The sequence below is a fragment of the Alteromonas sp. AWM4_230 genome, from assembly GCF_056158305.1.
This window is the reverse complement of sequence record NZ_JBSWTB010000001.1, coordinates 2,365,293-2,377,101: the sequence shown is the minus strand read 5'-3', so window position 1 is coordinate 2,377,101 and position 11,809 is coordinate 2,365,293. Positions and strand designations below refer to the sequence as shown.

Here is an 11,809-nt window from a genome sequence, read left to right as displayed (position 1 = left end):
TAGATGTCAGAGGTTATTAAAATTCTATTGGTTGAAGATGATGAAGATGATTACTTCTTAACTTCTGACTATCTAGAACAATGTGAGTCACCTAAGTTTGAATTAACTTGGGTGACAAACAGTCTTGACGCCATAGAAGCGCTTAAGACGGAAGACTTTGATTTATGCTTGCTTGACTATTTGTTGGGCGCTGAGAATGCCATAGACGTTCTGGGTGTTCTTAAATCGAACCAATTTAGTCTGCCAGTGGTTATTTTAACAGGTCAGTCAGACGCTACTGTAGATGAAATGGTGATGCGCGCGGGAGCCGCAGATTATCTTCAAAAGTCCGAAATAGAATCGCCACGTTTTATGCGTACTATCCGTTATGCCATGGTTCGTCGCGATATAGAAAACGAGCGAATTGAGCGCAATAAGGTTGAACAAAAAAACAAAGCAAAAGACAAGTTCCTAGCCCACCTTGGCCATGAATTGCGCACGCCTCTCACCTCTATTTTGGGCTATACAGAACTTCTCATTGATGACGCAAGGAATAGCCCGTTTCAGCAAGAGCTATCGATAATTCATTCAAACGGCAAACACTTATTGAGCTTGCTCAATGATTTACTTGATATGTCGCGCATAATGGCTGAGAAGCTAGAATTAAACATTAAAGATGTAAACTTATCTGCTTTTCTTACCGATATTCACTCCTTAATGCGCTTGAACGCCAAAGATAAAGGGCTAAGTTTGAATGTGGTGTCTAACACCAAAATCCCTGAATTTATTAAGACAGATCCCACCCGACTTCGCCAAGTGCTGCTTAACCTCATTTCTAATGCGGTTAAGTTCACCGATAAGGGCAGTATTACACTTACTATAACCCTTGATGAAAACCCAACAGATAGTGAAAAACCTCAGCTACTTAGATTTTCCGTAGACGATACTGGCATAGGTATGCCACCAGACAAGTTGATCAACATCTTCCAACCTTTCGAGCAAATTGAAGATGTAATGCGCGCTAATCACGGTGGTGCTGGTTTAGGTTTAGCTATTTGTAAAGAGCTTGTCACCAAGCTTGGCGGCGATATAGACGTGTCATCTCGACTTGGAGAAGGTAGTACGTTCACATTCGATATTGACCCTGGCGATATTTCCAAGCAACCTCACGTCGACCTAGAACTCGGTCAGATACAAACCGTCGAATCTAGCAGTATTGATTTAAATGTTACCGGCAGAGTGCTGATTGTCGATGACTTAAGAGAAATTCGGCGCCTTACCGGCCACCTTGTAAGTCAGTCTCAGGCAGATATTAGTTACGCGGAAAACGGTGTTAAGGCACTGGAAGCTGTATTACAGGCCGATGAACACAATCAACCATTTGACCTCGTTCTCATGGATATTCACATGCCTGTGATGAATGGCATTGAAGCGTTACACGCTATTCGTCGCCATGGTAAAGATATTCCCGTTATTGCGGTCACCGCAGCCAGTCGTAAAGGATTAAGAGAGTCGCTAATACGCGAAGGTTTTAATGACGTTATAGGTAAACCAATAGACCGCTTTGCACTCGCTCAACTTCTCTCACAATACCTTCCTCCTGGCGATCACGTTACTTTTACCAATGTGGAAGCACAGGTTGCTGACATGCCGATACAGAAACCTTACGCACCAGAGGAAAACATGCCATCAAGCGATGGATTTGAATCCAATACGAATATAGACATTGCAGCTGAAGACCCCCCTCAGAAAAAAGGTGACGGAAGCCCTTCTAGTAAACGTATTTTAGTAATTGAAGATGATGAAGATGCTGCAGAGCTATTGCAGTTGTTTTTAGTTCATTTAGGTCATGAAGTCACCACCGAGTACTGTGGTGTTGATGCGCTTAGCACCGCACAAGACAATGACTTTGATCACGTGTTAATGGATTTGACGTTACCCGATTACAATGGTTATGACTTGGCTGGCGAACTTAAAGAAAAATTGCCTAATGCATTGCTTACCATAGTTAGTGGACACGAGGCCGAAGAAGATGCAATGGAATCGATAGGAATAGATAGCGCGCTGCTTAAGCCGGTTTCAAAAGATGACCTCGCATCTGTCGTAGGTGGAAGCTAAGCTTTCGTTTTAGCGACTAAGAAAATATTACAGGGGTTTGCAAGGATAACGCATTTCTCTTGCAAACCTTTCACCCTCTCAAATAACTTAAAAACCTATCCAACTGTAAATAAAGGATTTATTCTATTGGTACAGCCGTTGCAATAGTTATTGTGAACCCAAAATATTAAGGAGAGTATTATGGCTACACAAGCTTCAGCAAAACCACAAACCGTTAAAACTAGTAGTGCTAACGGTGTGGCTGAACCGAGTCACCCAGTAACGGATCAACTAAAAGACACCCTTCATGCGTCAGTAGACAAGCTTGCCGATAGTGCGGGCGTGGCGGAAGAAAATATTCGTCGCACAGCCTCATCATCTGCTGAAAACATGTCTGAAAGAAAGCGTTTAGCAGAGCAGAAATGGCAGGCATCAAAAGTACGCAAATTTGCGATTGAAAATCCTGTTCAAACTGCAGGTATCGCTTTTGCGGCAGGTATGCTAGTAACGTCGCTTCTACGTAAGAAGTAGATTCATGAAAGCGCTAGATTTTCACAAAGCACGGTTTCGCACGTGCAATGAAAATCCATTTCGCCTGACGCCGCCTTCGGCGCAGGCGAAGTTCCATGAAAACGCTACAGGAGAAAGTACACCCAAAGAAAAGTCACCTGACGAGCAGTCAACCCAGCAACAATACCCCGACCCGTCTTTCTCCGATGTATTCAACGCATTTAAAGAAGCATTCTCTCAGAGAAAAGAACAAGGCTTTGCATTTCTTGAGCTAACTAATAGTGAACTCATGCTTGTCAAAAAGAGTTTTTTCGTCACTGTTTTTGCATGCCTCGCAGCATTTGCGGTTGGTACAGTTTGTTGGCTTATTTTAAATATTGCTATAGGCGCTATACTTCACAATGTTGGCGTGCACTACGTTGTGGTACCACTTGTGTTATTAGCACTTAATAGTCTTGCGGCGTTCGGTTTCTTTAAGCTTGCTCAGAATGCGTTCAACTATCTAAGTTTAAGCAGATTAATTCAAACATGGCGTAGGGTCTTTGGGTAAGGCATAGATTTAAAGGCGCATTAACCCTTTTGATTAAGTTCATTTGATCAAATCCATGGACAGTGCCCTGTCAACAATAATGAGGTGAGTACTATGAACATCTTTTTGAAAGCGAATATAAAAGATATTGCGCAAAAAGAACATGCCTATTTTTCTCAAAAACATCACGCAGATGTTGCACTTACACAAGCAAAAAGGCAATGTTCGTTAATGATGGGTAAGCCAGAGACCCTACTTGGCATAGCTTCTGTTGGTGCATATAAAGGTGCAGTAGATGCTAAGCCTAAAGCAAAGCGTAACCGAGCGTTAATGGTTTTAGGTAGAACCGCGCTGTTCTCTTTGTTTCAGTAATCACAGTATTAAGGAATTTGTGAGATGAACATCAAAAGTAAAATTAAAAGTGGCCGCGTACTTCTTGCCACCGCAGGTGCGGCACTAAGCTTTGCGATAGCAGGGTGTTCATCGACACCAGTAGCTGCCCCTACCCCATACAAATCAGCGAACTCTAAAGCCTCGTATGGTTATTCGAGCGAAAAAATATCTGCAAATCAGTATCAGGTTCTTTTTAAAGCGACTGATAAAACTCCGGCCGACAAAGTACAGCAGTACGCTCTATATCGCGCCGCAGAAGTCGCACAAGAGCAAGGCTTTACTTATCTAGAGGTGATTAATACAAATATTGATAAAAAGCCTGTTATTGCGCGGGAAGTAACGGCTGGCAAAAATGAGCCAGCAATATTTCAAACAGATAGGCAATGCACTATGTCAGGCTGTGAGGAAGTTGCTCAACCAATGGCCGCCCCGAGCTCAAACGATGTAGTAAATACTCAGATTAACGACATCTACTTTACTATTGATGTAAAAATGGCGAATGATAAAACTCGTTTAGGTAAAAACGCCTTTACTGTCTTAGAAGTGCTGTCACAGCCTCTAGAGCCAAAGAATACAAATTAGCTGAACGTCATTCTGTACATCTATACACTGCATCATCAGTGTTCTGACAAAATGCTTTTCGGTACGCAATCAGTGTTACTGAAAAGCATAGCTTAATTGCACGAGCAAGTCTGTGGAACGCCCTAAAGCCCACTACCTTAAATTCATAGCTACCACCCATTCCCTGAAATGCATCCTATAAAGCAGACTAAGGGCCTGCAAAATCCAGTCCTTCGTATATAAGTAAACGAATAAGCTTGCGTATAAATTACGTAATATCGGTGAAGTAAAGCAACATTAAAACACACTAATCAACATGATAGATGAGACATTCATTCGTTCAGAACCGATACATGTCTAAACATCTTTATTCTTAATGACCCATTAATCTTCTATTAATGTTGTACAAAAGTCTCCGTCACCCAATCTAGCTATCATTAAACCTATGAACTGCAGAGCAGATTTGTAGAACGCTTTTTACAACGTTATACAGCTTCTGCTCCCAGCAATTTAATTAGGTAATAACACGTATTTATTTTGCAAATGACTGAGGAGTCACGCGATGAAAAAGTTAAACTCGTTAATGACAAAAACAACGCTTCTTGCAGCTTCGATTATGCTAGTAACAGGCTGCAGTGCAGTGGCCAAACCGCAAATGAATGAGACCGCCACTTCGAACGTTGGTGTATTGAAGGCTAAGGCGCTAGACAATGCATTACTGTATTCGGATGAATGTATTACAGAGCGTGAAGTTGTAGCAGCACAAAAGATGTGGGGTGAAGGCATTGTACGTATTGGCGCAGTGTTTAGTAACGACGGTGACTACTCTGGCGAGGCGGCTGATTTTATCCAGGACATGTACGGATATGATTTAAGTAGTGTACTGTTTAAACCAACCCTTGCAGCAAATGATCAGTTCCGTTCAAGCTTTGATGCAGCGCTTTCTTACTTTGTCGGTGGAAATGACGCTTATCAGGAAGATAAGGGTTTTGCGATTAAGCCTTATACAAACGTGAAATTCGACAATGTAGGAATTATTAATAACAGTTGTCGGATGGCGGTGGCGATGGGTAACTACTTCTTTACTGACACTAAGGGCGGAGAAACAAAAGTAGAGTACACCTTTGCCTATGTGAAAGACAGTGATGGCGACCTGCGTATTGTCGCTCACCAATCTTCGTTACCTTACAACCCAAATGGTAACTAGGTAACGCTCAGCCCCCAATCTTCTCAGATTATGTGGGGCGTCACCTCCTCCCTTTTATAGGCAAAGCGTTTTTCCCTTTCGCTTTGCCTCTTTTTTCATCTTGAATTAAATGATGAGAAAAGAGCTTCTGCTCTATCATGTAAAAAATGCATTCGCTTGTGTAATCGTGACTCCTGCCACTGAGAATTACGTTTCAAAATTTCAATCTAAAACAAACTTAATCTATATAATTCATGCACTTAAAAAACAGGCACAAAGATAGCATTAGTTATTGTGAAAGTAACGGAAGCAATACGAGGATCTAGTTATGTTAGGTTGGGCAATCACATTTTTTATCATCGCCATTATTGCAGCAGTTTTTGGTTTTGGAGGCATCGCAGGTGCAGCAACAGGTATCGCACAGTTTCTTTTCTTTGTGTTTATCGCGTTGCTCGTAATCTCACTTATCGCAAATGCGTTACGTGGTAGAGCACCAAGAGCCTAAGAGTTAGAAGTATTTTAATAGGAAAAAGGAGTAAGGATATGTTTTCATTTAAAAACTTATCAAAGGTACTAGTAGCATCAGCATTTGCACTATCACTAGCAGCTTGCGGTGACGGTGAAGCGGAAGACGCAGGCGAAGAGCTAGACGAAATTGTTACCGATGCAGGTAATGCCGTTGAAGACGCTTGTGAAGATGTGAAAGAAGGCGTAGACGCTGAAGATAAAGACTGTTAATCACGTTTTTATCAAAAAAGGGTCAGACAATTGTCTGGCCCTTTTTGTATTTACAGTCGACGTAGTTTGACCTAACTGGTTAGTTAAGACACTTCTTCACCGCCTAATTCACGAGCAAGATCATCCAGTGTAGAAAGCGTGGAATCAAACTCCCCTACACCATAACGATACTGTACGCTTACGTGATGGTCGGTACGCCCGAACTTCACTCTTAACCCTTCTGCGTCAATATGCTTCACGGTATTCAAAAAGCGATAGGCAGACATTTCTGTTTCAAATTGAAACTCAACACTGTTTTCCATTTAGGCTTTCCGTTTAAGCAACAATTTCTGGGTGAGCATGAATTACTGCCACAACACGTTGAAGCAGATTATTGTCCGCTTTATCTATAGAGTCGTAGGATAACCAGTCGGCAAGAATGTCGGGGGCGGTCGCCGCCTCTCCTTGTTCCAACTTAGACGTCATCATTTGTAGCTGTACACTAGAGCGTATAGATGCATCTGCATCCGGGCTTGGCATACCAGTTGCGACTTCTAATGCTACCGTTAACCATTGTCTGTCGTGCTGAGTTGTTTCATTTCCAGTAGACTGACATAATACGTTCGCCCAACGCTTCCCTAACGTTTCCGCTAGAGCCTGCTCGTCACCACTTCCCTCACCTACACTTAGCTGTAGTAAAGAAATCAGAGCCTGAGCTCGCGCCAATCGGGCTTGAGATTGTGCATTTTTCGCTTGCGCCGCACGCTTACTTTCAAGTGAATCAATCTTTTTATCTACTTTCGTACGTTGCGCTTTAGGCAAGTCGGTTAACTGAGCGCGAACGTCACCTATTGATTGACTAAACGTGACATCATCGCTGTTGATGTCAACAGCTTCCACTTGCTTGAGTAGCGAATCTACTAACGCGTTAAATGCATTATTTTGTACTTTCCGCTCGGCTTTTAAACGTTCAAATACGGTGTCATTGGCAGCTTTAAATTCTGCCCACAACTTACTCTCTTCACGTTTACCTGCATGGCCTACTTGCTTCCACTGGCTTTGCAATTGCTGAGCTTTGTCGGCAGCGCCAGCGACATCTTCTTCCGTAGCAAGTTGACAAGCTTGAGTGACTAACGCACGCTTTTGAGCTTGATTATCGCTTTGCCACTGAGTCACTTTAGCCTGGATGGGCGATGATACCGCCTTCCATTCTTGCTTCAGCTGTTCATAAATTTCACGTTCAACCTGACCTGCAGCATGCCACTGTTTAGACGCTCTATCAAAAACCTTCACTAACTCGGCTTCTGGCGTGTTAATGTCCATTGCCTTAACGGTAGCGATAATCGACATGCGCTGTTCACGGGCAGCAGCCCGCTGTGCATCTAACTTCGCGTAATGCGCTCTACAAGGCTCGAAGGCCTTTTCAAGTGCATCATCGAATTGCTGCTGTAATAACGCGTCTTCGCTGCTTTCTTCGTTACTAGACGATGAAGGCGTTAATGATAACCATTGCTTGCGCAGATACTTAATAGCTTCGCTTCTTTGCTTAATATTTTCTGCATCAGCACTGGCTAACGCTTTTGCTTCTTCTAAAAGAGCGGGTTTGCGCGGCGCCGCAAGGTAATCCTGCCATCCTTCTAAGCGCGACACATCACCAGCGGTTTTTTCAAAACGCTTCTCTACATACTTTTTCGCTGAACCAGGAAGCGCAGCATAACTTTCCTGAAGCTTTGCAAATTTTGAAATAGCAACGCGGAATTTACCCTGAGCAATTAAGTTATCGATAACGCTAATGTGCTTTCTAATGTGTTTTACTTGCTCATTTTCTTTGGATTTTTGAGCACGCTCTTTGGCATTTACACTGCTTGTCGCTGCGTTGAAACGTTTAGACAACGCCTTCGGAATGGCATCGATTTCGCGACTAAGCGCTTTATACGCTTGACGTGCTTCGTCAAACTCCGTTTTAAGAGCCACTACACTACTGCTTTGTAATGCGCCGCCACCATTTACCTGACTCAAATCCTCAGTCAATGCGCTAGCTTCTTCAACGCTCACATCCCGGGTATCTTTGTCCGACTCGCTATCGCTTGCCGAAACGATCTTAGCGGCAATGTCTTCGAGCGACTGAAGTTTTATCAGTAGCTTTTGGCCGTATTGCTGCTGCATAGAAAAGCGATCAAGCTGCTCGTTTAGTTCGTCGACAGAGCGCTTAATCTGTGTAATTCGCTTATCAGTTGCAGATTCATCATCGAGACGTGCTAGCTGTTCGAGCGTTGCTTCAACACCGCGCACGCTTTCATTAACCGTAGCAACATCAGCAAGCGTCGCTTCACAAAGCCTGTTATTGTACAACCAAGCTACCTGCTCCTTGGCATAAGTAAGCTGCTGTTCGCACAAAGCTTTGGTATTAGCACGTTGCGACGCTTGTTGCTTCTCTTCCCATGCTGGGCGGATACGGCTTAAATATCGCTCGAGCTGCTCACCTATACGCGCGCGCTTTTCTTCATAATCAGCGCGTTCTTCTGAAGTGAGTAAGTCAATTTGAGCAAACAGCCCTGTCAATTCGCTCTCAAGCTCATTGCGCTTTTCATCAATGGTTTCTACATCTGATTTGTCGAGTAAAGCCTGATATTTTGAAAGTCCCAGAGTGAGCTGCTTTTTAAGCTCCACTGGGCGCTTTGCAGCCTCTTTGATAGCATCGATCCGCGCATTAATTTGCGTAAAAAGTGCTTCATCTGACACTTTCTTAGCAAGCTTTTGCAAATCTGATACGTCTGAATGTGCGTTGACTAGTTGAGTCTGCAGTTGGGGACTTGCGCCTTCTAAAAAAACAAACTGGGTGAAAGATGGCTTCGCTACTTTTTCGATTAGCGCGTTAGCTAGCGCATCATCTTGTAAGAGCATAGGCTCTTTCTTCAACATTTGCGGTACTAACTGCACTACCAAATCGGCGTTGGCTGTTTCAGTTAAAAAAGAGAATATCTCTTGGCGGGAGAGTGTGACATCCCCCTCGCCTAACAAAGCGGCGTTTACCTTTTTCTCCGCCGCTTTTTTAACGCGAGACTGCTTGGCAATTTGTGACATTTTAAGCCACAGCACAAAGCTATTAAGCTTTTCGAGTGCTGCTAAACTGACATTTGCATCTTCGTCATTAAATGCCAGTTCGTGAAGAATTGTTTTTTCCTGTGCCTTTTCGGGAGAAAGACTCTCGATTGCCTGCATCCGTTTTTCAGGCTTTGGGCTTTGGTGTGAAGGCGCAAATATACGACTAAATATCATCCTGTTTAAACCGCGCTATTGTATTATTATCATCCTGCTCATCGCGTAACGAGCGTTTAAAGTCGGCTTTACTTTTATGTACGATTTCGCCGCTTTCACCTACTGTCATATGCTCAGAGGACTTTTCTATTTTTGCTTGATACAGCATAACAGCCTGCATACTGCTTGCTTTTTGCTCTTCGTTTAAAGGCGTGCCATCTGGCCACTTACCTGTTTCAACAGCCTGACGCAGACGCTCGTAAATCTCCGGCGTCATGCTGGCTAAAAGTGCTTCTATATTCATTTAGGAAAAACGCTTTATGTAAACAATACGCGCGCGGTTTACTAAGTACCAAACAAAGCCAACCACTGCGCCCAAAATAGCTAAATTATGTTGCAAATCACCTGGGCGTGTTCCGCCCCAATACATGAAGCCAAAACTCGCAACGAATATCAGCATAGCAAGAAGGGATTGGTTCTGGATACTGGCTAACTTTTTAAATCTTTGTAAGCTTTGTTTGCGTTCTATATCTTCAGAGGTCGCATCACCGATTTTAAAGTCACAGTGAGGACACGTCTTCGCTTTGTCAGACGTTTTTTTGTTACACGAAGGACAGTCAACTAATGCCATATGTTGCTCCTGTTTATTGGGTGCGAAATGGAAATGCGCAACTCGCTATTGAGCGAAGACGCATTTATACGCGGATGGGTATCATACTTAAGTTCATCACAACAATGAAGTCGATTCTGTGGATTAACCTTATCGCTATAAAACAAAAATGCGCAGGGTGTTAACTTTTATACAAAGTTCACCGCTACGCATTTTTACCTGATAGCCAAGTTGCATTTCCCTTCAGTGAAACTCAAGAAGGGGCAATGCTTTAGGCAATACTCACCTTATTTTTTATGTCGAGACCAGTAGTCGTTAACCGTTTCTTTCATCTCTTTACAAAGCAACATGATGCCGAACAAGTTTGGTAAGGTCATTACCACGATAGCCACAGCTGAAAGTGCCCAAACTAATGTAGTGTCAGAGAATGCAGCCCAAACGAAACCGGCGACGTAGATGACGCGATACGGCATTACGGAGCGAGGACCGAACAAATATGTCATAGCGCGATCACCATAATATGACCAAGCGATGGCGGTTGAGAACGCAAACAGCATAAGCCCAATAGACACGATATATTGACCGAAATCGCCAAAGAAACCGCGAGTAAAGGCAATGGTGGTGAGCGCTGCCGAGTGAACCAGTGACTTACCGCTTACTTCAAGGTTCTCTTTAACCGGCTTTCCGTCGACAATCTTAAGCGTGCCAGTAAACAAGTCTTCACTACCTACTGCATACTTCACGTCTTCTGCTACAGACCTAGCGTTAAGCAGTGTAAAACCATCGCTTACCGCCGTGCCGTTAACAACGGTAATTGAGCCAGTATAAGGCTGTACATTGTTACCTTCAATTTCATTCAAGTAACCATATAGTTTGTTTACGTCATCCTGATTCGAGTCGTCGTATTGACCTGCAACAAAGTACATGTCTGAACGATCGAAGACGTTTTCGTGTTTTTCTTTCCACACGCCCGACGACAAAATAACCAAACCCGTTACGGTACAAATTAGAATAGTGTCGATAAAGGGTTCAAGCAGTGACACCATACCTTCTGAAGCAGGCTCTTTCGTTTTTGCCGCTGCGTGAGCGATAGGTGCAGAGCCTTGACCCGCTTCGTTTGAAAACAAGCCTCGGTTAACCCCACGGTTAAACGCATAAGCTAATGAAGCCCCCAAGAAACCACCTGCGGCAGCTGAACCAGTAAACGCATCACCGATAACTGCGGCAAACGAAGGCCCAATGTTGTCTAGATTAGCGAAAATAACCGCTAGCGCACCGATAAGGTAGATAACAGCCATAACTGGAACAACACGCGCTGTAAACGCGGCAATGCGTTGGATACCACCAAGAATGACCAAGGCTAGAAGAATACCCAGTACACTACCTACCATCCAAGGCTCGAAGCCAAACGTTGCTTCGATACTTTGCGCGATACCATTACTTTGAGGAAGGTTTCCGGTACCAAATGAGCTGACTACCGTAGCAACAGCAAATGCAACCGCTAACCACTTCATGTTTAGGCGACGGTCCATGTAATACATAGGGCCACCGGCCATGGTGCCGTCTTCTGTCTTTACGCGATATTTGTGCGACAGAGTAACTTCAACGAATTTTGTAGTCATACCTAAAAAGGCGGTTACCCACATCCAAAATAGTGCAGCGGGGCCACCAAGGAAAATAGCGAATGCAACACCTGAGATGTTACCTGTACCTACGGTACCAGACAGTGCGGTTGTAAGTGCACGAAAGTGCGTGGTGTCACCTGGATCGCTTTCTTTATCAAACTTACCGGTAACAACCTGCCAGGCGTGTTTAAAGAAACGAATTTGCGGAAACTTAAGATAAACCGTAAAGAAAAGACCTACGCCTAACAGTACATAAGGAAACCAGAACGCGCCCCCTAAGAAACCATCGAGCATAGTTAGAAAACCATATAACCCTTCCAACGTTATTCCCCTTTTTTATTATG

13 protein-coding genes are annotated in these 11,809 nt (G+C 43.6%); 8 read left to right on the top strand and 5 right to left on the bottom strand.

The window, feature by feature from the left end:
* Window positions 1–3: 3 nt before the first annotated feature.
* From ACXACS_RS10105 to ACXACS_RS10070, 8 genes are all read left to right on the top strand, one after another.
* Complete coding sequence (locus ACXACS_RS10105) at window positions 4–2,097, top strand: response regulator (RefSeq protein ID WP_474806244.1); 2,094 nt, start codon at window positions 4–6, stop codon at window positions 2,095–2,097.
* A 180-nt stretch (window positions 2,098–2,277) separates the two neighbouring features.
* Window positions 2,278–2,607, top strand: coding sequence for a DUF883 domain-containing protein (locus ACXACS_RS10100; protein WP_474806242.1), 330 nt, complete (start codon window positions 2,278–2,280; stop codon window positions 2,605–2,607).
* A gap of 4 nt (window positions 2,608–2,611) precedes the next feature.
* Window positions 2,612–3,136 (top strand): hypothetical protein, encoded by a 525-nt coding sequence (locus tag ACXACS_RS10095; RefSeq protein ID WP_474806240.1) that lies wholly within the window; start codon window positions 2,612–2,614, stop codon window positions 3,134–3,136.
* A 93-nt stretch (window positions 3,137–3,229) separates the two neighbouring features.
* Window positions 3,230–3,487, top strand: a complete 258-nt coding sequence (locus tag ACXACS_RS10090) for a hypothetical protein (protein ID WP_474806238.1) — start codon at window positions 3,230–3,232, stop codon at window positions 3,485–3,487.
* A gap of 24 nt (window positions 3,488–3,511) precedes the next feature.
* On the top strand, window positions 3,512–4,090 hold the full coding sequence (locus ACXACS_RS10085; RefSeq protein ID WP_474806236.1) for a CC0125/CC1285 family lipoprotein: 579 nt from the start codon (window positions 3,512–3,514) through the stop codon (window positions 4,088–4,090).
* Between the two features lie 541 nt (window positions 4,091–4,631).
* The gene (locus ACXACS_RS10080; protein ID WP_474806234.1) at window positions 4,632–5,276 is read left to right on the top strand and encodes a phosphoribosyl-AMP cyclohydrolase; all 645 of its coding nucleotides are present in this window, start codon (window positions 4,632–4,634) and stop codon (window positions 5,274–5,276) included.
* Between the two features lie 307 nt (window positions 5,277–5,583).
* Complete coding sequence (locus tag ACXACS_RS10075; protein WP_014949832.1) at window positions 5,584–5,760, top strand: DUF1328 domain-containing protein; 177 nt, start codon at window positions 5,584–5,586, stop codon at window positions 5,758–5,760.
* A gap of 38 nt (window positions 5,761–5,798) precedes the next feature.
* Entirely contained in the window at window positions 5,799–5,993 is a 195-nt protein-coding gene (locus ACXACS_RS10070) for a hypothetical protein (protein WP_014949833.1), read from the top strand.
* An 83-nt stretch (window positions 5,994–6,076) separates the two neighbouring features.
* Here ACXACS_RS10070 and ACXACS_RS10065 read toward each other — a convergent pair whose 3' ends face one another.
* From ACXACS_RS10065 to ACXACS_RS10045, 5 genes are all read right to left on the bottom strand, one after another.
* Window positions 6,077–6,295: a hypothetical protein gene (locus tag ACXACS_RS10065; protein WP_334060561.1), complete on the bottom strand. Its 219-nt coding sequence runs from the start codon at window positions 6,293–6,295 to the stop codon at window positions 6,077–6,079.
* Window positions 6,296–6,308: 13 nt separating this feature from the next.
* Window positions 6,309–9,251: a DUF349 domain-containing protein gene (locus ACXACS_RS10060; RefSeq protein WP_474806231.1), complete on the bottom strand. Its 2,943-nt coding sequence runs from the start codon at window positions 9,249–9,251 to the stop codon at window positions 6,309–6,311.
* Entirely contained in the window at window positions 9,241–9,534 is a 294-nt protein-coding gene (locus tag ACXACS_RS10055; protein WP_014949836.1) for a YeaC family protein, read from the bottom strand. The genes ACXACS_RS10060 and ACXACS_RS10055 overlap by 11 nt, the downstream gene beginning before the upstream one ends.
* A complete protein-coding gene (locus tag ACXACS_RS10050; protein WP_014949837.1) occupies window positions 9,535–9,861 on the bottom strand; it encodes a zinc ribbon domain-containing protein in 327 nt (108 codons plus the stop codon).
* A gap of 266 nt (window positions 9,862–10,127) precedes the next feature.
* On the bottom strand, window positions 10,128–11,786 hold the full coding sequence (locus tag ACXACS_RS10045) for an alanine/glycine:cation symporter family protein (RefSeq protein ID WP_014949838.1): 1,659 nt from the start codon (window positions 11,784–11,786) through the stop codon (window positions 10,128–10,130).
* Between the last annotated feature and the right edge of the window lie 23 nt (window positions 11,787–11,809).